At 33.9% G+C, this 25,090-nt stretch carries 21 protein-coding genes; all 21 read left to right on the top strand.

The features are described from left to right. Window positions 1–133: 133 nt before the first annotated feature. Window positions 134–1,099, top strand: a complete 966-nt coding sequence (mraY, locus tag KA814_RS06750; RefSeq protein WP_046208710.1) for a phospho-N-acetylmuramoyl-pentapeptide-transferase — start codon at window positions 134–136, stop codon at window positions 1,097–1,099. A 1-nt stretch (window position 1,100) separates the two neighbouring features. Continuing rightward, window positions 1,101–2,450 carry a UDP-N-acetylmuramoyl-L-alanine--D-glutamate ligase gene (gene murD / locus KA814_RS06745; protein ID WP_064209076.1) on the top strand — a complete coding sequence of 450 codons (1,350 nt, stop codon included), beginning with the start codon at window positions 1,101–1,103 and terminating at the stop codon, window positions 2,448–2,450. A 14-nt stretch (window positions 2,451–2,464) separates the two neighbouring features. After that, window positions 2,465–3,355 carry a cell division protein FtsQ/DivIB gene (locus KA814_RS06740; RefSeq protein ID WP_064209075.1) on the top strand — a complete coding sequence of 297 codons (891 nt, stop codon included), beginning with the start codon at window positions 2,465–2,467 and terminating at the stop codon, window positions 3,353–3,355. A 105-nt stretch (window positions 3,356–3,460) separates the two neighbouring features. Then, window positions 3,461–4,864, top strand: coding sequence for a cell division protein FtsA (gene ftsA, locus KA814_RS06735; RefSeq protein ID WP_064209074.1), 1,404 nt, complete (start codon window positions 3,461–3,463; stop codon window positions 4,862–4,864). Window positions 4,865–4,893: 29 nt separating this feature from the next. Then, complete coding sequence (ftsZ, locus tag KA814_RS06730) at window positions 4,894–6,060, top strand: cell division protein FtsZ (protein ID WP_046208707.1); 1,167 nt, start codon at window positions 4,894–4,896, stop codon at window positions 6,058–6,060. Window positions 6,061–6,298: 238 nt separating this feature from the next. Beyond that, window positions 6,299–7,087 carry a peptidoglycan editing factor PgeF gene (gene pgeF, locus KA814_RS06725; protein WP_064209072.1) on the top strand — a complete coding sequence of 263 codons (789 nt, stop codon included), beginning with the start codon at window positions 6,299–6,301 and terminating at the stop codon, window positions 7,085–7,087. An 18-nt stretch (window positions 7,088–7,105) separates the two neighbouring features. Next, window positions 7,106–7,780, top strand: coding sequence for a YggS family pyridoxal phosphate-dependent enzyme (locus tag KA814_RS06720; RefSeq protein ID WP_064209071.1), 675 nt, complete (start codon window positions 7,106–7,108; stop codon window positions 7,778–7,780). Window positions 7,781–7,785: 5 nt separating this feature from the next. After that, window positions 7,786–8,367 carry a cell division protein SepF gene (locus tag KA814_RS06715; protein ID WP_064209070.1) on the top strand — a complete coding sequence of 194 codons (582 nt, stop codon included), beginning with the start codon at window positions 7,786–7,788 and terminating at the stop codon, window positions 8,365–8,367. A 12-nt stretch (window positions 8,368–8,379) separates the two neighbouring features. Next, complete coding sequence (locus KA814_RS06710; protein WP_046208703.1) at window positions 8,380–8,670, top strand: YggT family protein; 291 nt, start codon at window positions 8,380–8,382, stop codon at window positions 8,668–8,670. A gap of 107 nt (window positions 8,671–8,777) precedes the next feature. Further along, a complete protein-coding gene (locus KA814_RS06705) occupies window positions 8,778–9,548 on the top strand; it encodes a YlmH family RNA-binding protein (RefSeq protein WP_064209069.1) in 771 nt (256 codons plus the stop codon). A gap of 134 nt (window positions 9,549–9,682) precedes the next feature. Further along, the gene (locus tag KA814_RS06700; RefSeq protein ID WP_064209068.1) at window positions 9,683–10,318 is read left to right on the top strand and encodes a DivIVA domain-containing protein; all 636 of its coding nucleotides are present in this window, start codon (window positions 9,683–9,685) and stop codon (window positions 10,316–10,318) included. Window positions 10,319–10,557: 239 nt separating this feature from the next. Next, entirely contained in the window at window positions 10,558–13,308 is a 2,751-nt protein-coding gene (ileS, locus tag KA814_RS06695; RefSeq protein ID WP_046208700.1) for an isoleucine--tRNA ligase, read from the top strand. Between the two features lie 311 nt (window positions 13,309–13,619). Then, window positions 13,620–14,414 (top strand): VOC family protein, encoded by a 795-nt coding sequence (locus KA814_RS06690; RefSeq protein ID WP_064209067.1) that lies wholly within the window; start codon window positions 13,620–13,622, stop codon window positions 14,412–14,414. Window positions 14,415–14,550: 136 nt separating this feature from the next. After that, window positions 14,551–15,027: a signal peptidase II gene (gene lspA, locus KA814_RS06685; protein WP_064209066.1), complete on the top strand. Its 477-nt coding sequence runs from the start codon at window positions 14,551–14,553 to the stop codon at window positions 15,025–15,027. A 12-nt stretch (window positions 15,028–15,039) separates the two neighbouring features. Then, the gene (locus KA814_RS06680; RefSeq protein ID WP_064209065.1) at window positions 15,040–15,957 is read left to right on the top strand and encodes an RluA family pseudouridine synthase; all 918 of its coding nucleotides are present in this window, start codon (window positions 15,040–15,042) and stop codon (window positions 15,955–15,957) included. 518 nt (window positions 15,958–16,475) lie between these two features. Continuing rightward, window positions 16,476–17,003 (top strand): bifunctional pyr operon transcriptional regulator/uracil phosphoribosyltransferase PyrR, encoded by a 528-nt coding sequence (gene pyrR, locus KA814_RS06675; RefSeq protein ID WP_064209064.1) that lies wholly within the window; start codon window positions 16,476–16,478, stop codon window positions 17,001–17,003. Between the two features lie 302 nt (window positions 17,004–17,305). Further along, window positions 17,306–18,613, top strand: coding sequence for a uracil-xanthine permease family protein (locus tag KA814_RS06670; RefSeq protein WP_046208695.1), 1,308 nt, complete (start codon window positions 17,306–17,308; stop codon window positions 18,611–18,613). Between the two features lie 31 nt (window positions 18,614–18,644). Continuing rightward, on the top strand, window positions 18,645–19,559 hold the full coding sequence (locus tag KA814_RS06665) for an aspartate carbamoyltransferase catalytic subunit (RefSeq protein WP_046208694.1): 915 nt from the start codon (window positions 18,645–18,647) through the stop codon (window positions 19,557–19,559). Then, the gene (locus KA814_RS06660) at window positions 19,543–20,817 is read left to right on the top strand and encodes a dihydroorotase (protein ID WP_046208693.1); all 1,275 of its coding nucleotides are present in this window, start codon (window positions 19,543–19,545) and stop codon (window positions 20,815–20,817) included. Before KA814_RS06665 ends, KA814_RS06660 begins: the two co-directional genes overlap by 17 nt. Further along, window positions 20,817–21,917 (top strand): carbamoyl phosphate synthase small subunit, encoded by a 1,101-nt coding sequence (locus KA814_RS06655; RefSeq protein WP_064209063.1) that lies wholly within the window; start codon window positions 20,817–20,819, stop codon window positions 21,915–21,917. Before KA814_RS06660 ends, KA814_RS06655 begins: the two co-directional genes overlap by 1 nt. Further along, window positions 21,910–25,083 (top strand): carbamoyl-phosphate synthase large subunit, encoded by a 3,174-nt coding sequence (gene carB, locus KA814_RS06650; RefSeq protein WP_064209062.1) that lies wholly within the window; start codon window positions 21,910–21,912, stop codon window positions 25,081–25,083. Before KA814_RS06655 ends, carB begins: the two co-directional genes overlap by 8 nt. The last annotated feature ends 7 nt before the right edge of the window (window positions 25,084–25,090 follow it).

Raw genomic sequence — 25,090 nt, 5'->3', positions numbered from 1 at the left:
GTAGTAATTTAAATGTTGAATACAAAATATAATTTTGAAATTTGAAACATACTTACTGCCTCGTTACATATAATTTATAAGTCGCACTTAGCATTAACGATATCAATCCAATTTAATATTAAAGGAGCATAATATGGTTTATTTACTAGCGATCATTGCACTACTAATAACATTTATATTAGTCCCTGTATTGATACCAACACTAAAGCGAATGAAATTTGGACAAAGTATAAGAGAAGAAGGCCCTCAAAGCCATATGAAAAAAACAGGTACACCGACGATGGGAGGATTAACTTTCCTACTTAGTATCATTGTCACATCAATATTAGCTATTATTTTTATGGATAATGCAAATCCGATTATATTGTTGTTGTTTGTGACGATTGGTTTTGGATTAATTGGTTTTATTGATGACTATATCATTGTTGTTAAAAAGAACAATCAAGGATTAACGAGTAAACAAAAATTCCTTGCTCAAATCGCTATTGCAGTTGTTTTCTTCATATTAAGCCAAGTGTTTAATCTAACAGACTTTTCAACGGGAATTCATATTCCATTTACAGGTTTAGAAGTACCATTATCAATTGCATATGTAATTTTCATTGTATTTTGGCAGGTTGGTTTTTCTAATGCGGTCAATTTAACAGATGGATTAGATGGACTTTCTACTGGGCTTTCTATTATTGGATTTATTATGTATGCGCTTATGGCATATATCCAAGGTGCAAATTCTATTGGCTTGTTTTGTATTATCATGATTTTCGCATTACTTGGATTCTTACCTTTTAATTTAAATCCCGCTAAGGTATTTATGGGAGATACAGGTAGTTTAGCTCTAGGCGGTATTTTTGCTACAATTTCAATTATGCTAAATCAAGAATTGTCACTTATTTTTATCGGTTTTGTATTTGTAGCTGAAACATTATCAGTTATGATTCAAGTCACATCATATAAGCTTACAGGAAAAAGAGTTTTCAAAATGTCACCACTACATCACCACTTTGAGCTAGTAGGTTGGAATGAGAGAAAAGTTGTTACTGTATTTTGGACAGTTGGTATTATTTCAGGTCTTATTGGCTTATGGATTGGAGTGAATTAAATTGCTGAAATATACAGGTTTAGAAAATAAAAATGTATTAGTAATAGGATTAGCAAAAAGTGGGTATGAAGCTGCGAAATTGTTACAAAAACTTGGTGCAAATGTCGTTGTTAACGATGGCAAAGATTTAAGCCAAGATGCACATGCAATCGATTTAGAAAATATGGGTGTCAAAGTTGTTGGTGGAGCGCATCCATTTTCCTTACTTGATAATGAACCCCTCATTTTTAAAAATCCAGGTATTCCATACACGGTTCCGTTAATTCAAGAAGCGGAACGTCGAGGATTACACATACTTACTGAAGTAGAACTAAGTTATTTAGTTTCCAAAGCGCCCATTATTGGCGTGACTGGAACAAATGGAAAAACAACGGTCACTTCTTTAATAGGTGATATGTTTAAAAAAAGTAGAATTACTGGTAAATTATCTGGCAATATAGGTTATGTAGCTTCAAAAGTGGCACAAGAAGTAGAAGAAGAGGATTACCTTATAACTGAACTCTCTTCATTTCAATTACTAGGTATCGATCAATATAAGCCGCATATATCGATTATTACAAATATTTATTCTGCACATTTGGATTATCATGAGAATTTAGAGAATTATCAAAATGCAAAAAAACAAATATATAAAAATCAAACTGAAGAGGATTATTTAATATGTAATTATCATCAACGTCACCTGATTGAATCAGAATCCTTAAAAGCAAAAGTGTATTACTTTTCTACACAACAAGAGGTTGATGGTATATACGTAAAAGATGGTTATATTACATTTAAAGGTTTCCGACTTATTCATAAAGATGACTTAGTATTACCTGGTGAACACAATTTAGAAAATATACTCGCAGCTGTGTTAGCGGCACTGTTAGCAGGGGTTTCAGTAAGAGCCATAATAGATAGTTTGACAACTTTTTCTGGTATAGAGCATAGACTTCAATATGTAGGTTCAAACAAAACCAATAAATATTATAATGATTCTAAGGCTACCAATACTTTAGCGACACAGTTTGCTCTAAATTCATTTGAACAACCCATTATTTGGTTGTGTGGTGGTTTAGACAGAGGCAATGGATTTGATGAATTGATTCCATATATGAATAACGTCAGAGTGATGGTGACCTTTGGTGAGACGCAAGAAAAATTTGTGAAATTAGGCGAGAATCAAGGTAAATATGTAATAAAGGCCACAGATGTAGAAGATGCAGTCGATAAAGTACAATCAGTTATTGAGCCTAATGACGTTGTATTATTATCACCAGCTTGTGCAAGTTGGGATCAATACAATACATTTGAAGAGCGCGGAAATAAGTTTATTAAGAGCTTCCAAGCGCACTTACCTTCACTTTAAAGGTTGTGAAATAAATGTCAGATAAAGTTAGTGAATTTGATTCTGAATATTTAAAAGAGAAACGTGCAAAACGACGTAAAAAACAAAAACAAATCCAATACGCAATCTTCGGTATTTTGCTATTTATTATTTTACTGATTCTTATTTATATGTTCACGCCATTGAGTAAAATCAACTCGGTGACAATTGAAGGTAATGACAATGTATCTAAAGCTTCTATAAAAAAAGCGATAGATGTAAAAGATGACTCTAGAATGTATACCTATAGTACTTCATCAGCTGTTAATAATTTAAAAAAGAATAAATTAATAAAGCATGCAGAAGTAACTAAAGTATTGCCGAATAAGGTGAAGGTTAAAGTGACAGAAAGCCAAATCGTTGGTTTAGTTAAAAAGAAAGATAATTATGTACCGATTCTTGAAGATGGAACAGAATTAGAAAATTATGAAGAAAGTAATGTAACAGATGACGGTCCCGTCCTTGAAGGATTCAAAAAAGAGAAAAAAGAAAAAATAATACAAGAATTAGCAAAAATGCCTACAAAAGTGCGTAGCATGATCGCCGAAGTGCAATATGACCCGCAAGAAAATTTGCAAAACCAAATCAAGTTATATACGACAGATGAGATTCAAATTGTGGGTAATTTGAATACTATTGCAAATAAAATGAAGTATTATCCGCAAATGTCACAGTCGTTAGAACGTGATGAATCAGGAAGCTTAAAAAAATCAGGCTACATTGATTTGTCAGTTGGTGCTTCTTTTATTCCTTATAGTGGTGGAAGTACTACTAAATCAACAAGTGATCAAAATGTTGACAAAGGAAACACAGAAGAAGATAAGGCGAAAGACGAGTTACAAAGTGCCTTAAACAAGATAAATAAAGAATCAGACAAAAATAATTAAAAAATTTAGACAAATACATGTGTTTATAGTTCACAAGCGTCAAAACGTATTGTAAACTGTTAATAGTGTGAACATGAATAAGTTATTGTCAGGAGGTGCCTATCTATGGAAGAGCATTATTATGTAAGTATAGATATCGGTTCGTCAAGTGTTAAAGCGATAGTGGGCGAAAAATTTCACAATGGAATAAATGTGATAGGTACAGGACAGACCTACACAAGTGGTATAAAAAATGGTCTTATTGATGATTTCGACATCGCAAAACAAGCGGTTAAAGATACAATCAAAAAAGCCTCTATTGCATCAGGCGTCGATGTTAAAGAAGTATTTTTAAAACTTCCAATTATCGGAACTGAGGTATTTGATGAGTCAAATGAAATTGAATTTTATGAAGATACTGAACTAGATGGTACACACATTGAGCGTGTACTTGAAGGTATTCGTGAAAAAAATGATGTACCCGAAACAGAAATAATAAACGCTTTCCCAATTAAATTTGTTGTGGATGGCGATAATGAAGTGTCAGATCCTAAAGAACTCATTGCAAGACATAGTTTGAAAGTTGAAGCTGGTGTTATTGCGATTCAAAAATCAATTTTAATAAACATGATTAAATGTGTAGAATCTTGTGGTGTAGATGTATTAGATGTATACTCTGATGCATATAACTATGGCTCAGTACTTTCGGCAACTGAGAAAGAACTTGGCGCATGCATTATTGACATTGGTGAGGATATAACACAATTGGCATTTTACGAAAGAGGAGAGCTTGTAGATGCTGATGCTATAGAAATGGCTGGTAGAGATATAACGGAAGATATTGCAAAAGGTTTAAATACTTCTTATGAAACGGCTGAAAAAATCAAACATCAATATGGTCACGCTTTCTTTGATTCAGCGTCGGATCATGATGTGTTTACTATTGATCAAATAAATAGCGAAGAAGAAGCACAATTTACTCAAAAAGATTTGGCAGATGTGATAGAAGCACGTGTGGAAGATATATTCTTTAATGTGTTTGATGTATTACAAGAGTTAGGTCTTACAAAAGTAAATGGTGGTTTCGTTGTAACAGGTGGTTCGGCCAATTTACTAGGCGTTAAAGAATTGCTGCAAGACATGGTAAGTGAAAAAGTAAGAATTCATACACCATCCCAAATGGGCATAAGAAAACCAGAGTTTTCTTCAGCGATTTCAACGATTTCTAGTAGCATTACTTTCGACGAATTACTAGATTATGTTACAATAAATAATCATGACAGTGAAGAATTTGAAGAAGAAGTCATAGAATCAAATGATCGAGAAAATAGTACGAAGTCAAGCGGATTTGATTGGTTCAAAAAGAAATCAAACAAACAAGAAGAGCCACATACATCAACTTCTGATATAGAAGAACCAGAAGCGTCTGAGGCATACGAACATGAAGACAACATAGAACAAGAAGAAAGTAAACCTCAAGACAAAGAAGAAAGTAAGTTCAAGAAACTTATGAAATCTCTATTCGATTGATTGGCCACTAAAACTAGGAGGAAATTTAAATGTTAGAATTTGAACAAGGATTTAATCATTTAGCGACGTTAAAAGTCATCGGTGTAGGGGGCGGCGGAAATAACGCTGTTAACCGAATGATTGATCATGGTATGAATAATGTTGAATTTATTTCAATCAATACGGATGGACAAGCTTTAAACTTATCTAAAGCTGAGTCTAAAATCCAAATTGGTGAAAAATTAACACGTGGTTTAGGCGCTGGTGCAAACCCTGAAATTGGTAAAAAAGCTGCCGAAGAATCTCGTGAGCAAATTGAAGATGCAATCCAAGGTGCTGATATGGTATTCGTAACAGCAGGAATGGGCGGCGGTACTGGTACAGGTGCTGCTCCAGTTGTAGCAAAAATTGCAAAAGAAATGGGAGCGTTAACAGTTGGTGTTGTTACACGTCCATTCGGGTTTGAAGGCCGTAAGCGTCAAACACAAGCAGCTGCTGGTGTAGAATCAATGAAAGCTGCTGTTGATACATTAATCGTCATCCCTAACGACCGTTTATTAGATATTGTTGATAAGTCAACACCAATGATGGAAGCATTTAAAGAAGCAGACAATGTATTACGTCAAGGTGTTCAAGGTATTTCAGACTTAATCGCTGTTTCAGGTGAAGTTAACCTTGACTTTGCAGACGTTAAAACAATTATGTCTAACCAAGGTTCTGCATTAATGGGTATCGGTGTATCTTCTGGTGAAAACCGTGCTGTAGAAGCTGCTAAAAAAGCTATTTCTTCTCCATTATTAGAAACTTCTATTGTAGGTGCACAAGGTGTGCTAATGAACATTACTGGTGGAGAGTCATTATCATTATTTGAAGCACAAGAAGCAGCAGACATTGTTCAAGATGCAGCTGATGAAGATGTTAATATGATTTTCGGTACTGTGATTAACCCAGAATTACAAGATGAAATCGTAGTAACAGTCATTGCTACTGGATTTGAAGATAAACCTTCATCTCAAGGTCGCAAAGCTTCAAATACTGGATTTGGCAACAGTGCATCATCTGGAAGTACAACTGCAAAAGAAGATTCATTCTCTTCTAGTGCATCACAAACGACAGACAGTGCAAATGAAGGTAGAACACATACTACAAATGAAGATGATATTCCTAGCTTTATCAGAAATCGTGAAGAAAGACGTTCTAGAAGAACTAGACGTTAATCTCGAATGGACTTCTTCTTCTGTTAGTTTTTCATAATAATTAATAATAATTTAGACAATATAAAATATATAAATGTCATCAGGTCCAAAGATCTGATGACTTTTTTGAATTTAGAAGTTGGCATATCATTTGTTGTGAACTACATTATTATGTAGAAAAATATAGTTTTCAATTATTTAGAATCTCCCGAATGTCTTTAGATAGTTTATAAATGTTGAATAGCTGGAGGTTTATAGCATGCAAGAGAAATTTATCAAAGATCGTCATATTTTAAAATATGACGATAATCAATTAAAGAATGTGAAATTGGGTATAACAACAAGAGAAGAAGGATACAGCCATTACCCGAAAGATGCATTTAATATGGCTAGATACATTAATGATGATCAAGATAATGTAACGAGGCACCAAGCGTTACTTGCTTCTGTAATTCAGTTTCCGAGAAATCAATGGGTTTTCCCGATTCAAACACATGAAAATAAGGTAGTTGAAATTACAAACAAAGATAAAGGTACTAATATTGATAGTCTTTCTAATGGATTACATGGTATAGATGGTATGTATACATTTGAAAATGACATTTTATTAACTATGTGTTATGCAGATTGTGTACCAATTTATTTTTATAGCGAAAAACATCACTTTGTAGGCTTAGCTCATGCAGGTTGGCGTGGCACAGTAGGTCAAATTGTCAATCAAATGTTAAAATGTATACCATTTGATTGGAACGACTTAAGCGTTGTTATTGGACCAGCAACTGCAAATTCATATGAAATTAATGATGATATTAAAAGCAAGTTTGAGCAATTACCTATAGATGCTCATCAATATATCGAAACAAGAGGTGACAATCGTCATGGCATAGACCTAAAAAAGGCGAATGCTATGTTGTTAGAGTATGATGGTGTTCCGAAAAATAATATTTATATAACGAATTATGCGACATCGGAAGATTTAAATTTGTTCTTTTCATATAGAGTAGAGAAAGGCGATACAGGTCGTATGTTAGCTTATATTGGTCAATAACTAAGAGGTGTATAAAAATTGGATGTACAACAAAGTTTAGCGCAAATAAATGAACAATTGAAAATACATTGCGAAAAAGGTAATATTACAACAGTCCCGCACGTGATAGCAGTGACAAAATATGTTACAATAGAGCGAGCTAATGATGCTTATCAAGCAGGTATTAGACATTTTGGTGAGAATCGTTTAGAAGGTTTTCAACAAAAGAAAGCAGCTTTACCAGACGATGTAGTCATGCATTTTATCGGTTCTTTACAAACAAGAAAAGTTAAAGAGGTCATTAACGATATCGACTATTTTCATGCTTTAGATCGTCTGAAATTAGCAAAAGAGATTAATAAAAGAGCTGAACATAAAGTGAAATGTTTTGTTCAAGTCAACGTTTCTGGAGAAACGTCAAAACAAGGTATCGCTTTAGATGAGGTAGATACGTTTATTAAGGATTTAGAGCAATATGAAAACATAGAAATAATTGGTCTTATGACGATGGCACCTTATACGGATGATGAACCGTATATTAAAAATTTATTCAAATCATTAAGAGCAAAGAGAGATGAAATTAAAGCGCTCAATTTAAATTATGCACCATGCACAGAATTGTCAATGGGAATGAGTAATGATTACCATTTAGCAGCCGAAGAAGGTGCATCATTTGTGAGAATTGGGACTAAACTTGTAGGAAAAGAGGAGTGAGCCCCGTGGCTTTAAAAGATTTATTTAGTGGTTTTTTCGTAGTTGAAGAGGAAGACGATGATTTACAAGCGCCACCTGAAGAAGAACAAGATAGACAACAAGCGCAGTCTCAAACAAATTATAATAATCAACAAAATGACAATACAGAAAGACAACGCATACAGTCCGTACCCAAAAAACAACCAACAAGATTACAACAATCAACCGGGGAAAGGAAGTATCAAATGAATAACAGTGCACCTAAAAATAATAATAGGAACGTTGTGAACATGAATAATCAAGATCAAAACAATTATGGTTTTACGCAAGAAAGTTCTAAAATGTGTTTATTTGAACCACGCGTCTTTTCAGATACTCAAGACATTGCGGACGAATTAAAAAATCGCAGAGCAACTTTAGTGAACTTACAACGTATTGATAAAGTATCTGCAAAAAGAATTATCGATTTTCTAAGTGGTACCGTTTATGCAATTGGTGGAGACATTCAACGTGTAGGTTCTGACATATTCTTATGTACGCCAGATAATGTTGAAGTTGCAGGAAGCATAACAGACCAAATCGAAAATATGGAATACCAAGGTGAATAGAGGTAAACATTCATGGATATAGGTTTATTAGCAAATATATTTCAATTTATTTTATTCTTGGTTCAAATTTATTACTTTGGGATGATTGTATATTTCTTTATGTCATGGCTTCCAGGCGCACGTGAAAATAAATTCGGTCAATTTTTATCAAAATTGTATGAACCGTTTTTAGAACCATTCCGTAAAATTATTCCACCTATTGGCATGATTGATATTTCATCCATTGTTGCAATAATTGTACTTGTATTATTCCGAACTGGTTTAGAAAATATTTTTAATTTAATTTTAAATTATTTAGTGTAAGTTTTGTATTGAGGATAAAATGATATTTGAATAAATTATAAAATAAATGTTAAGCACCTAACGTTAAAAACGCGAGGTGCTTTAACTTATATTTGGAGTGAAATCACATCGATATTTATCAACATTTTAGAAAAGAAGAACATGAATTAATCGATCAACTCATCGATAAGTGTTATCGTGCCAACGACCAGTTTGCACCAGTATTAACTTCCTTTTTAGATCCCAGAGGCCAATATATATTAAATGTTGTAGTTGGTAGTTTTCAAGATTTAGAAGTTACTTTTTATGGTGGGCCATATGCTGAGAGACAAAGAGCCATCATAGCACCAGATTACTTTCAACCTGAGGTGGAAGATTTTGAAATCATTCTTTTTGAAATCGATTATCCTCAAAAATTTGTCACACTTCAACACCAACATGTCTTGGGCACAATTATGTCATTGGGAATCGAAAGAGACCAATTAGGTGATATTGTTGTAGATAATCGCATACAATTTACTTTGACAAAGCAATTAGAATCATATATTATATTGGAATTAAATAAAATTAAAGGCGCGACAGTTAAACTAAATGCGCTACCAATAAAAGATATGATACAATCAGTAGAGAACTGGCACTCATCCGAAACAACCGTAACTGGTTTACGTTTAGATGTCGTTCTAAAAGAAATGATTCGTAAATCTCGTTCCATTAGCAAACAGTTAATCGAAAAGAAACGTGTTAAAGTTAATCATACGATTATTGATTCTGCAGATTTCCAACTGGATAAAGGAGACTTACTATCTATTCAAGGTTATGGCAGAGCAATGATTACTGATATTGGTGGAAAAACAAAAAAAGATAAAGTACGAATTTCCTACAAAACTTTATTTAAATAAGTTATACTTATAAAGTGTAGAACAACCGAATTTTAACGACTAAAATAAGCAATGATACCATATAAGATGAAATTTTATTTATGATATTTAATGAAATTACAAAATAGTGTATGATAGAAGGAGGATAATGACGCATGGCTTTTACACCAAGTGAAATAAAAAACAAATCCTTTACTCGTGTGAAAACGGGTTTTGAACCAACTGAAGTTGAAAGTTATCTAGAACAGCTCAGTAATGAAATTGAACGTTTAAAAGAAGATAAAGCACAACTAGAAAAAGTTGTCGAAGATAAAGAAACAAATATTCAATCTTATAAAGATGTGCATCAATCTGTGAGCGATGCATTAGTTCAAGCGAAACAAGCTGGAGAAGAGACGAAAGCAGCAGCCAATAAAGATGCAGAGGCAACAATTGCTAAAGCAAAAAGCGAAGCAGATCGTATTGTCAATGATGCAGTTGAAAAAGCTCGCCGCCTTTCTTTCCAAACAGAAGATATGAAACGCCAATCTAAAATATTTAGATCTCGTTTCCGTATGTTAGTAGAAGCACAGTTAGATTTACTTAAAAATGATGATTGGGATTATTTATTAAATTATGACCTTGATTCTGAACAAGTAACACAAGAGAATATTAATCATTTAAATGAAAATGAATTAACTGAAGAAGAAAAAGCGATGAAAGCAAAAGCTGAAGCAGATAGTACGGTAGAGGCGGATGCAGAAGCAACAGATAACAGCGGTTCAACAGATAATGAGAATAATAAACAATAAACAGCAGACGCGTAAGAAACAGTCGATATATTCAAGCGAGTTAGGGATAGTGTGAGCCTAATATATATTTGTTTCTTATATCACTGTAGTTTTAACTGAATAACATGCAATGAGAGAACTCTAAGTTGAGTTAATCAGGGTGGTAACGCGGTATATATCGTCCCTGTTAATTGAACTTAGAGTTCTTTTTATTGTTAAATACTAAACAAGTCAGAATATTGTAATAAGGAGTGTAGGAAATGGACTACAAAGATACGTTATTAATGCCGAAAACGAATTTTCCAATGCGTGGAGGATTACCGAATAAAGAGCCAAAAATCCAAGAAGAATGGGATGCTAATGATATTTATCAAAAAGCATTAGACAAAAATAAAGATAACGAACATTATATTTTACATGATGGTCCACCATATGCAAATGGTAACTTACATATGGGACATGCGTTAAATAAAATTTTGAAGGATTTTATTACGCGTTATAAAACAATGCAAGGTTTCTATACACCATATGTTCCTGGTTGGGATACACATGGGTTACCAATTGAACAAGCGCTTACTAAAAAAGGTGTTAAGCGTAAAGAATTATCAATTGCTGAATTTAGAAGAAAATGTGAAGCATTTGCGTTAGAACAAATAGAAAATCAAAAAAAAGATTTTAAACGCCTTGGTGTTAAAGGAGATTTTGCTGATCCATATATTACATTAAAACCGGAATATGAAGCTGCACAAATTCGTTTATTTGGTGAAATGGCTGATAAAGGTCTTATTTACAAAGGTAAAAAACCAGTTTATTGGTCACCATCTAGTGAATCATCGCTTGCTGAAGCAGAAATTGAATATCAAGATAAGCGTTCGCCATCTATTTATGTAGCATTTGATGTTAAAGATAGCAAAGGTATTGTTGATGAAGATGCAAAATTCGTTATTTGGACTACTACACCTTGGACATTACCATCGAATGTTGCGATCACAGTACACCCAGATTTAATTTATGGTCAATATAATGTGAATGGTGACAAATATATCATCGGTAAAGACTTAGTTGCTAATGTTGCTGAAGCATTAGGATGGAACGAAGATGCCATTGAATTAGAAAAAGAATTCAAAGGTAGTGACTTAGAGTATATCGAAACACAACATCCTTTTGTTGATCGTGTGTCACTCGTGATTAATGGATTACATGTGACAACAGATGCTGGTACAGGGTGTGTTCATACGGCACCTGGACATGGGGAAGACGACTTTGTAGTAGGTCAAAAATATAACTTGCCTGTTATTAGCCCTGTAGATGATAAAGGTGTATTTACAGAAGAAGCCGGTCAATTTGAAGGTATGTTCTACGATAAAGCGAACAAAGAAATTACAGATTTATTAAAAGAAAATGGTTCATTATTAAAATTAGAATTTATTACTCATAGTTACCCACATGATTGGCGTACTAAAAAACCTGTTATTTTCCGTGCAACACCACAATGGTTTGCCTCTATTGATAAAGTACGTCAAGATATTTTAGATGCAATCGAAGATACACACTTCAAGGTTGATTGGGGTAGAACTCGTATTTATAACATGGTAAGAGATCGTGGCGAATGGGTTATATCACGTCAACGTGTTTGGGGTGTACCATTACCAGTATTTTATGCGGAAAATGGCGATATTATTATGACTAAGGAAACTGTTAATCATGTTGCAGATTTATTCCAAGAACATGGTTCAAATGTATGGTTTGAGCGAGAAGCTGCAGAGTTACTACCTGAAGGGTTCACACATCCAAGCAGTCCAAATGGTGTGTTTACAAAAGAAACAGATATCATGGACGTTTGGTTCGATTCTGGATCATCACACCGTGGTGTATTAGAAGAACGTCCGGAACTTTCATATCCTGCTGATTTATATCTAGAAGGTAGTGACCAGTACCGTGGTTGGTTTAACTCTTCAATTACAACTTCTGTTGCTACGAGAGGAATTTCACCATATAAAATGTTACTTTCACATGGATTTGTGATGGATGGTGAAGGTAAAAAGATGAGTAAATCATTAGGTAATGTCATTGTACCTGATCAAATCGTCAAACAAAAAGGTGCAGATATTGCGCGTCTTTGGGTAAGTAGTGTAGATTATTTATCAGATGTGCGTATTTCTGATGAAATTTTAAAACAAACTTCTGATGTATATCGTAAAATTAGAAATACCTTAAGATTTATGTTAGGTAATTTAAATGATTATAATCCTTCAACAGATGCAATTGCAGAATCTGAGCTATTAGAAGTAGATAAATATTTATTAAATAGATTACGTGAATTTACTGCGAATACGCTAGACAATTACGATAATTATGATTATTTAGATATATATCAAGAATTACAAAATTTCATTAACGTTGAATTAAGTAATTTCTATTTAGATTACGGTAAAGATATCTTGTACATTGAAGAGCAGAATGCACATAAACGTCGCAGTATGCAAACAGTGTTGTACCAAATTGTAGTAGACATGACAAAATTATTAGCGCCTATCCTAGCGCATACGTCTGAAGAAGTGTGGTCACATATCCCACATGTAGAGGAAGAAAGTGTTCATTTAACACGTATGCCTGAACGTGTAGCAGTTGATGCTGAATTCATGGAAAAATGGAATACATTTATGAAATTGCGTGACGATGTGAACCGTGCTTTAGAAGTTGCGCGTAATGAAAAAGTAATTGGTAAATCATTAGAAGCCAAAGTGGTAATCGGTAGCAATGATAACTTTGATGCGACTACATTTTTACAACAATTCTCTGACCTACAACAATTATTTATTACTTCACAAGCGGAGGTAGTTGATAAAGTTGAAAATGGAGAATCATATCAATATGGTGATATCCACATTGAACATGCTCACGGAGAAAAGTGTGAACGTTGTTGGAACTATAGTGAATCATTGGGTTCAGTAGGTGAATTAGATAACCTATGTCCACGTTGTCAAGCAGTAGTTAAAACACTTGTTTAAATATTGATAAATGTTAAAGTAAGAACATGGCAAATACGTTATTCATAAAATATTAAACGGTTTTGTTCTGATGTATTTAAATAGAATTATAAAAAGTGCGATATGTATTTTTACATTAAAACAAGTTATGACTAATATTTTTGAAAAACCTGAGACATCAGTACGATGTCCCAGGTTTTCTTTTCGCTAATATAAAAATGAAACGAGTTATTTCACGAATCCAAAAGTAAGATTAAAATGAGCATATTAAAATTTAAAATTAAATAAATCAGATATAATGGATGCAATAAGCAATTAGAAAGGTGTTAAATATGTTCCATAACGAAAGTGCCCATTTTGTAAATGGCATTATATTAAATGTAAGAGATAAAGATGAAATGAAAAAATTTTATGGAGATATTATTGGATTAAATGTAGTAAATGAATCATATTCTACAATTCAATATGAGGTTGGTAATCTGAATCACTTCATGACACTTAATCAAATCAATATGGGAAGAGAACCTCTTGTTTCAGAAGCAGGTTTATTTCACTTAGCGATAAAATTACCATCTAAAACAGACTTAGCAGACTTGCTTGTGCAATTCAGTGAATATAAAATACCTATCAATGGTGGCGAACACGACATTTCAACTTCATTATATTTAGAAGATACGGAAGGAAACGGCTTGGAGTTTTATGTAGATAATCCCATTGATGAATGGTCTATTGAAAATGAAAAAGCAGTTTTAGAAACAAAACCATTAAATGTACCTAAATTACTAACTTATGTCTCAGATAAGAAGTGGCAAGGTATTCCTGATGAAAGTATTATTGGATATATAAATTTAAAAACAATTCGATTAAATAGAGTTAAGCAATATTATAAAAATTACTTTGGTTTGGTACCTTCTTCTATAGAAACTGACAGTGCGGTTTATTTAGCTTCAAATGGTTATCACCAACATCTCGTAGTGAATAATTGGTTATCAAGTGTAAAACGTATAGAAAATCATAGAACTTATGGTTTAGCGTGTGTAGATTTTCATTTTCCAGAAACAACACATAAATTATTAGCTGGACCTGATGGTATTCAATTTAGGTTTAATTATTATTCCGTACTCTAGAATAATGTCTATTTTAATAACATTTTAAAAAATCAACTTATTATTTGAACTGTAACTTTTTTTATAAGTTTGATTAGGATATAATGAGAGTTGTTGTAAAAAGCGACCGCACGAAGAACAAATAGGAGGTACAGACATGAAACGTCAGTACTATATTGGTATTTCTATATTTATAACAATTGTTATACTTATATTAGATCAAATCACAAAATTTATAATAACTAAAACAATGCAAATTGGTGACTCATTTGAAGTAATCCCTAATTTTTTGAGTATCACTTCACATAGAAATAATGGTGCAGCATGGGGGATTTTAAGTGGAAAGATGGCTTTTTTCTATATTATAACTGTCATTATTCTGATCATACTCATTGTCTTTTTTATAAAAGAAGCGAAGCATAATTTGTTAATGCAAATTGCTATAAGTTTATTGTTTGCTGGTGCTTTAGGTAACTTTATTGATCGTGTATTAAATGGTGAAGTTGTAGACTTTGTTGATACTTATATATTTAGTTATAATTTTCCAATATTTAACGTAGCTGATTCTAGTTTAACTATAGGCGTCGTTTTAGTAATAATCGCATTATTAAGGGATATGAGGACAGAAGAATAGGAGAGATAGTGTATGGAATTTCATGAGTTTAATATAGATGACCCAGCTAATGTAGGACAACGAATAGATAAATTATTGCCTGAATTTAATACTGAATGGTCACGTACTCAAATGCAAGATTGGATTAAAGAAGGCCTGGTTAAAGTCAATGGTAAAGTGATAAAATCCAATTATAAAACTAAGTCAAATGATAAAATTATAGTAACTGAGAAAGAAATTGTTGAGGCAGATATTAAACCAGAAAATCTTAATCTGAATTTTTATTATGAAGACGATGATGTCGCAATTGTATATAAACCTAAAGGTATGGTAGTACATCCATCAGCAGGTCATTATACGGGTACATTAGTAAATGGACTAATGTATCAAATGAAAGACTTATCTGGTATAAACGGAGAGATACGTCCAGGAATTGTACATCGTATTGACAAAGACACTTCCGGGTTATTAATGATTGCAAAAAATGATGTTGCACATCGTAGTTTAGTAGAACAGTTGATAGATAAATCAGTAACGCGTAAATATATTGCATTGGTACATGGTAACATTCCACATGATTATGGTACTGTTGATGCACCTATTGGTAGAAATAAGAATGACCGCCAATCTATGGCTGTAGTTGATGATGGTAAAGACGCGATTACTCACTTTAATGTATTAGAACATTTTAATAAATATACGTTAATAGAATGTCAGTTAGAAACAGGCCGTACTCACCAAATTCGTGTGCATATGAAATACATTGGTTACCCTTTAGTAGGAGATCCCAAATATGGTCAGAAAAAAACATTAGATATTGGTGGTCAAGCATTGCATGCTGCAGTAATCGGTTTTGAACATCCAGTTACACAAGCGTATATTGAAAAGACAGCACCTTTACCAGAGGAATTTGAGCAACTCTTAAATGATATTCGTAAATCTGATAATTAATAATGCTTTGCTAAGTTATATCGTGAATTTTAGATAATACCATGATATATAAATGGGATTGGAACAGAAATCTAATTTTATTAATTAGATTTCGTTATCTCACCCCAACAAGGATGACTAGAAGTGAAAAAATGATTTAAAGGCAAACGATCGCTTTTATAAAACGAACGATATTCTAATATAGACTTGCAACGATATGTTATTCATGATAATATAATGACAGTTTAATAAAGAACGAACGTCTTTAATTGAAAGTCCAGAGAGGCTTCGAAGACATGTAATGAAAATAGAATATACAAACAAAGTATTTAAGTTATAACAATAGCTAAAGCCATCGTAGTTTTTCGTAAAACGCGATAAAAGTCATAATCACAAGTACAAAAATGGTTATGATGGAGAAATCATCTAAGTTTTAGATATGTCTCTACATTTTGTTTGTAATATTTTATTACGCTACCTCATGTCTTCTGAAGATGTGAGGTTTTTTAATATCATTAAGATTAAGGTAGGTGCCCAAAATGTCAGAACGCGTAATTATGGATGAAGCAGCAATACAAAGAACCGTTACACGTATTGCACACGAAATCTTAGAATACAACAAAGGTACTGATGAATTAATTTTATTAGGCATTAAAACAAGAGGGGCATTTTTAGCACGACGTATCCAACAAAAAATTGAACAAATTGAGGAAATAACTGTCCCAACAGGTACGATTGATATTACACAATTTAGAGATGATTTAGAACAGACAATAGATCAAGTTGCAGAACAGACGTATGAAATTGATGTCAATATAACAAATCAAGTCGTGATTATTGTGGATGATGTTCTATATACTGGGCGTACAGTTAGAGCATCGCTTGATGCAGTACTTCAATATGCAAGACCTAGTAAAATAGGATTAGCAACGCTTATTGATCGTGGACATAGGGAGCTTCCAATACGCGCAGACTTTGTTGGTAAAAATATACCGACCGCTAGAGAAGAAGCTGTCTCGGTTTTTCTTAGTGAAATAGATAGTAGAAATGCAGTTGTAATTGAATAAATCAACACCTTTTAATTCAGTACGAGAGACTGAAAAAGGGAAGAGAATCATGTGGAAGTCAAAGGCAAGTTTCTAGGAAGCCACACTTCAAAATATAGTTATATTATAAAAACATATACTATAGATTCTCTCCATATCATCTGAACTTAATTTAAGCTAAGTATTCAAACAGCAATGCTAACGATTTAAGTCGTAATGTTGTTTGGACAAGCTGAATTTTGATTTGAGGATAGTTACTTTTTAAGTCTCTTTACATGAAAACAATGTAAAGGGACTTTTTTTATGAGAGGAAGCGGAAAGTCATGGAAAATGAAACAATGTTTGAACGGACAGCTAAACCAGTATTAGATGTACGAGATAAACCTAAGTTAGGACAATGGGCATTTCTAAGCACTCAACATTTATTTGCAATGTTTGGATCGACTGTCCTCGTACCATTTTTAACTGGATTACCGATATCATCTGCTTTACTAGCATCAGGGATAGGGACATTATTATATATATTAATTACACAAGCGAAAATACCCGCATATTTAGGTTCAAGTTTCGCATTTATCACACCAATCATAACTGGATTGAATTCACATAGCTTAGGTGACATGTTAGTAGCATTGTTTATGAGCGGAGTGATGTATGTGCTTATTGGATTAGCTATTAGGTTAAGTGGAACAGGGTGGCTTATGCACTTACTTCCCCCGGTTGTTGTTGGACCAGTTATTATGGTGATTGGTTTGAGTCTGGCTCCTACTGCAGTCAATATGGCGATGTTTGAAAATTCAGGAGATATGAAAGGCTATAACTTAAGTTATTTAGTAGTAGCAATGATTACGCTGCTGGTGACGATTATAGTTCAAGGATACTTTAAAGGTTTCTTGTCCCTTATACCTGTATTAATCGGCATTATAACGGGGTACATTGTGTCAATATTTATGGGGCTTGTTAATTTTAAACCTGTAGCTGAAGCAAAATGGCTGCAACTTCCAGAAGTGTACCTACCATTTAAAGATTACACACCATCATTTCATCTAGGTTTAGTACTTGTCTTAATACCAATCGTTTTTGTGACAGTTAGTGAGCACATTGGACATCAAATGGTGATTAACAAAATCGTAGGAAGAAATTTCTTTAAGGATCCAGGATTAGACAAATCAATTATTGGTGACGGAGTGTCAACGATGTTTGCAAGTATTATAGGTGGCCCACCAAGTACAACATACGGAGAAAATATAGGTGTTTTAGCTATCACGAAAATTTATAGTATATATGTTATTGGAGGTGCTGCAGTCATCGCTATAATATTAGGTTTTGTAGGCAAATTCACAGCATTAGTTTCATCTATACCAACCCCTGTTATGGGAGGTGTATCGATATTACTTTTCGGAATTATTGCAGCAAGTGGTCTGCGAATGCTTGTAGAAAGTGAAGTTGATTTTGCAAGTAACCGAAATCTAGTCATCGCATCAGTCATATTAGTTATAGGTATTGGCAACCTAGTCTTCAATCTGAATGGTATAGGTATAAATTTAGAAATTGAAGGGATGGCATTAGCAGCATTGGCAGGTATTCTACTAAACTTAATTTTACCGCAAGAGATTGAGTCAAATAAATAAACGTCTATTTCAATACTAGGAGGCTGAAAAAATGGATAACTTACTATCAATGGAACATCTAACTACAAATGAGATTTATGAACTAATAGAAATTGCAAGTGGTATTAAAAATGGATCATTTAAACCACATAATTATGAAGACAAATTTGTAGCAAACTTATTTTTTGAAAATTCTACCCGTACGAAAAGTAGCTTTTTAGTAGCAGAGCAAAAATTAGGATTAAAACTGATTGATTTCGAAACGAGCACTTCTTCTGTTCAAAAAGGTGAGAGCTTATACGATACGTGTAAAACATTAGAACAAGTAGGTGCAGATGTTCTAGTAATTAGACATTCAGATACAACATACTATAATGATTTAAATTCACTTAAGTTACCGATTATTAATGCAGGTGATGGTAGTGGACAGCATCCAACACAAAGTTTATTAGACCTAATGACAATATACGAAGAGTATGAAACCTTTAAAGATTTAAATATATTAATATGTGGAGATATTAAAAACTCCCGTGTAGCGAGAAGTAACTTTCAAAGTTTAACCGCACTCGGTGCAAATGTGATGTTCTCAAGTCCAGAAGCGTGGAGAGATGACACTTTAGAAGCACCTTATGTTGATATAGATAAAGTCATAGAGGACATAGACATTGTCATGCTACTTAGAGTACAGCATGAAAGACATGGTGATGAAGAAACAATGAATTTTGAAAATCAAAATTATCATGAAAATTTTGGTTTGACAAAAGCGCGTTATAATCGATTGAAGTCATCTGCAATTGTTATGCATCCCGCGCCTGTCAATCGCGGTGTTGAAATAGATGATTGCTTAGTAGAAGCAGAAAAATCTCGCATCTTTAAACAGATGGAAAATGGTATGTATACACGTATGGCAGTAATTGAGTATATATTACAAACAAAGGAGGCAGCAATAAATGAAATTGCTAACTAATGCGAAAATCTTAGAAAATGGTGAACTTAAAACCACTTCAATTTTAATAGAAGGTAAAACCATAAAAAAAATTGCGTCAGACATAGAGGTTGATGCCGATGTTGAAATCATTGATTTAAAAGGACACTTTGTTGCTCCAGGTTTAGTTGATGTTCATGTACATTTGCGTGAACCAGGCGGTGAACATAAAGAAACAATTGCAACGGGAACACAAGCAGCTGCAAGAGGCGGTTTTACGACAGTTTGTCCAATGCCAAATACACGACCTGTACCTGACTCTGTTGAAAATTTAGAACGTTTAAACAAATTAATCGACGAAAATGCACACGTCAGAGTTTTACCATATAGTGCAATCACAGTTAGGCAAGCAGGTACTGAACATGTTGATTTTGAAGCTTTAGCCCAGTTAGGCACATTTGCTTTTACTGATGATGGCGTAGGTGTACAACAAGCAAATATGATGTATGAAGCTATGCAACAAGCAGCTAAAGTGAATAAAGCAGTCGTTGCTCATTGTGAGGATAATAGCTTGATATATGGCGGCGCTATGCATGAAGGGGAACGTAGTAAAGCATTAGGCATACCGGGGATACCTAATATTTGTGAAGCGGTACAAATTGCGAGAGATGTTTTGCTAGCTGAAGCAGCAGGTGCACATTACCATGTCTGTCACGTATCTACAAAAGAAAGTGTACGAGCTATAAGAGATGCTAAAAAGGCAGGAATTCATGTAACAGCAGAAGTGACACCGCATCATTTATTATTAACAGAAGATGATGTGCCTGGTGATGATGCAATTTATAAAATGAATCCACCTTTAAGAAGTAAAGCAGATCGAGCTGCACTAATCGAAGGATTATTAGATGGGACAATTGATTGTATTGCTACAGACCATGCGCCACATGCGAAAGAAGAAAAAGCACAACCAATGACAAAAGCGCCTTTCGGCATTGTTGGTAGTGAAACAGCATTTCCATTATTGTATACACACTTTGTAAAAAATGGTAACTGGTCATTGCAACAATTGGTTGACTATTTAACGATTAAACCATCTCAAATATTTGATTTACCTTATGGAAGATTAGAAGAGGGCGGTTTAGCTGACCTTACTGCCATTAATTTAGAAGACGAGAAAGAGATTAGGGCAGAAGATTTTGCGTCAAAAGGGTCAAACACACCATTTATAGGTGAAAAAGTATACGGAACTCCAGTATTAACATTGGTAGAAGGTGAAGTTAAATTTAAGGAGGAAAAGTAATGTTGCAAAAACGCTATTTAGTTTTAGAAGATGGAACATATTATGAAGGTTATCCATTAGGATCGGACCATTTAACGAAAGGCGAAATAGTATTTAATACGGCTATGACTGGGTATCAAGAAACGATATCAGATCCATCTTATACAGGGCAAATTATTACGTTTACTTATCCATTAATAGGAAACTACGGAATTAATCGAGATGATTTTGAATCTTTGATACCAACATTGAATGGTGTTGTTGTCAAAGAAGCAAGCACATATCCGAGTCATTTTCGCATGCAAAAAACATTCCACGAAGTGTTAAAAGATTATGATATCCCAGGTATTTCAGGTGTGGATACACGTAGTATTACTCGAAAAATTAGAAACTATGGCGTTTTAAAAGCAGCTTTTACAGATGACAAGGCAGATATTCCACAATTAATAGAAGAGTTGAAAGTAATTGAATTACCTAGAGATGAAGTGAAAACAGTGTCTACCAAAACACCATATGTCTCTACGGGTTATGATTTAAGTGTTGTACTTGTAGATTTTGGTAAAAAACAAAATATTGTGAGAGAACTTAATTTACGTGGTTGTAATGTTACAGTTGTATCTTATGATTCGACAGCAGAAGAAATTATTAGAATGTCACCAGATGGAGTCATGTTGTCTAATGGACCTGGTGATCCAGAAGAAGTCAAAGTTGCAATTAATATGATTAATGGTATTTTAGGAAAAATTCCTTTCTTTGGTATCTGTTTAGGCCATCAATTATTTGCACTTTCACAAGGCGCTAGATCGTTTAAAATGAAATTTGGACATAGAGGGGCAAACCATCCTGTGAAAGATTTAAAGAGTGGGAAAATAGCATTAACTAGCCAAAATCATGGTTATGCGATCGATAAAGATTCATTAGCCAGTACACCTTTAGAAATAACACATATAGCGATTAATGATGGTACAGTTGAAGGTTTAAGACACCAATCATTACCTGCGTTTTCAGTACAATATCATCCTGAAGCAAGTCCTGGACCTACAGATTCAAATTATTTGTTTGATGAATTTATTAAAATGATGCATGACTTTAAAGAAAAGGAGATTTTGACAAATGCCTAAACGTAACGATATTAAAACGATTTTAGTTATAGGATCTGGACCCATTATTATAGGCCAAGCTGCAGAATTTGATTATGCGGGGACACAAGCATGCTTAGCATTACGAGAAGAAGGTTATCGCGTTATATTAGTAAATTCAAATCCAGCTACAATCATGACAGATAATGAAATTGCTGACAAAGTCTACATTGAACCTTTAACGCATGACTTTATTGCACGTATTATTCGTAAAGAACAACCTGATGCGTTGTTACCAACATTAGGTGGTCAAACAGGGCTTAATATGGCGATTCAATTACATGATAGCGGTGTATTAGAAGCGAACAACGTACAATTACTAGGTACTAAATTGGCTTCTATTCAACAAGCGGAAGATAGAGAATTATTTAGAGACTTAATGAATGAGCTAGATGTTCCAGTTCCAGAAAGCGATATCGTCAATACTCTAGAACAGGCGTTTGAATTTAAAGAAGCGGTAGGGTACCCATTAATTGTGAGACCGGCTTTCACGATGGGCGGTACTGGTGGTGGTATTTGCCATAATGATGAAGAGTTTAAACAAGTGGTAACGAATGGCTTACATTACAGTCCGGCAACACAATGCTTAATTGAAAAATCAATCGCAGGTTTTAAAGAGATTGAATATGAAGTGATGCGAGATAAAAATGATAATGCCATCGTTGTATGTAACATGGAAAATATAGACCCAGTCGGCATACATACTGGCGATTCAATTGTAGTAGCACCTAGTCAAACTTTATCAGATGTTGAATATCAAATGTTACGTGATGTGTCGTTAAAAGTTATTCGTGCTTTAGGCATTGAAGGTGGTTGTAATGTACAACTGGCATTAGACCCACACTCAATGAAATATTATATAATTGAAGTGAACCCACGTGTGTCACGTTCATCAGCTTTAGCTTCTAAGGCTACAGGCTATCCGATTGCAAAATTAGCTGCAAAAATAGCGATAGGTTTATCATTAGATGAAATGTTGAATCCAATCACTAAAACTTCTTATGCTGCATTTGAACCGACGTTGGACTATGTTATTTCAAAAATCCCACGTTTTCCTTTCGATAAATTTGAAAAGGGTGAACGTGTGCTCGGTACACAAATGAAAGCAACTGGTGAGGTAATGGCGATTGGCCGAACATATGAAGAGTCTTTATTAAAAGCAATTCGCTCACTCGAATATGGCGTGCATCATTTGGGATTACCAAATGGCGAAACATACGATTTAGATTATATAAAAGCGCGTATACAAGACCAAGATGATGAGCGCTTATTCTTTATAGGAGAAGCGATAAGAAGAGGTACATCTTTAGAAGAAATACACGAAATGACTAAGATTGATTACTTTTTCTTAAATAAATTCTTGCACATCATTGATATAGAACATGACTTAAAAGTACACAAAGGAGATATAGATTATTTAAAATTTGCTAAGAGTTATGGGTTTAGTGATCGCGTTATTGCACATCGTTTTGATATGTCAGAATCAGAAGTTTATAACTTAAGAAAACAACATAATATTTCACCAGTATATAAAATGGTAGATACATGCGCAGCAGAATTTGAATCAGCTACACCATATTACTATGGCACGTATGAACAAGAAAATGAATCCATTATCACTGAAAAAGAAAAAATATTAGTCTTGGGATCAGGGCCAATAAGAATCGGTCAAGGTGTCGAATTTGATTATGCAACTGTGCATGCTGTGTGGGCTATTCAACAAGCTGGTTATGAAGCTATTATCGTCAATAATAACCCTGAAACAGTATCTACAGACTTTTCAATTTCAGACAAATTATATTTTGAGCCATTAACAGAAGAAGATGTCATGAATATTATAAATATTGAACAGCCAAAAGGTGTAGTAGTACAGTTTGGTGGTCAAACTGCGATTAATTTAGCAGATAAAATTGAAAAGTATGGTGTGAAAATTTTAGGAACGTCACTCGAAGATTTGAATCGTGCGGAAGATCGTAAAGAATTTGAGGCACTGTTACATAAAATTGATGTGCCTCAACCTAAAGGCAAGACAGCAACGTCAACTGATGAAGCGCTCAATAATGCACGTGCAATCGGTTATCCTGTAGTAGTTAGACCTTCGTATGTATTAGGTGGACGTGCAATGGAAATCGTGTATAACGATGAAGAGTTAATCAATTATATGAATCAAGCAGTGAAAGCGAGTCCGGATCATCCAGTATTAGTTGATAGATATCTCACAGGTAAAGAAATTGAAGTCGATGCTATTTCTGATGGTGAAACGGTAATTATTCCAGGGATTATGGAACATATTGAACGCGCTGGTGTCCATTCAGGTGATTCGATTGCGGTATATCCTCCACAATCTTTGACACCAAATGAACTTAAAACATTAGAAGATTATACAATTCGCTTAGCGAAAGGGCTAAATATCATAGGTCTAATCAATATACAATTTGTCATTGCACATGATGGTGTTTATGTTTTAGAAGTGAATCCTCGTGCAAGTCGTACAGTTCCTTTCTTAAGTAAAATTACGCATATTCAAATGGCACAGTTGGCCATGCGCGCTATTGTAGGTGAGAAAATTAAGGATTTAGGTTATAACGAGGGCGTTCAACCATATAGTGAAGGTGTCTTTGTTAAAGCTCCGGTATTTAGCTTTAACAAATTGAAAAATGTAGATATTACCTTAGGACCTGAAATGAAATCAACTGGGGAAGTCATGGGGAAAGATTTAACCATGGAAAAAGCATTATATAAAGGTTTGACAGCAAGTGGTATGGAAGTAAAAGATTATGGTACGGTATTGATGACCGTAAGTGATAAAGACAAAGATGAAATTGTGAATATCGCGGCTCGCTTAAATGAAGTCGGCTATAAAATATTAGCTACTGAAGGTACTGCTAAAAAATTAGAAAATAACCATATCACTGCAGAAACTGTAGGTAAAATTGGTGGAGAAAACGATTTATTATCACGTATACAAACGAATGATGTTCAAATTGTGATCAATACGATGACAAAAGGAAAAGAAGTTGAACGTGATGGTTTTCAAATTAGACGTGCCTCTGTTGAAAATGGCGTACCATGTCTAACTTCATTAGATACTGCAGAAGCATTAACATCCGTTATAGAAAGCATGACTTTCACGATGAAAAATATGTAAAATATAA

It is taken from the genome of Staphylococcus sp. GDY8P196P (genome assembly GCF_017891705.1).
Classification (GTDB): Bacteria; Bacillota; Bacilli; order Staphylococcales; family Staphylococcaceae; genus Staphylococcus; species Staphylococcus ureilyticus.
The sequence above is the reverse complement of the archived record's forward strand: the minus strand, read 5'-3'. Positions and strand labels throughout refer to the sequence as shown.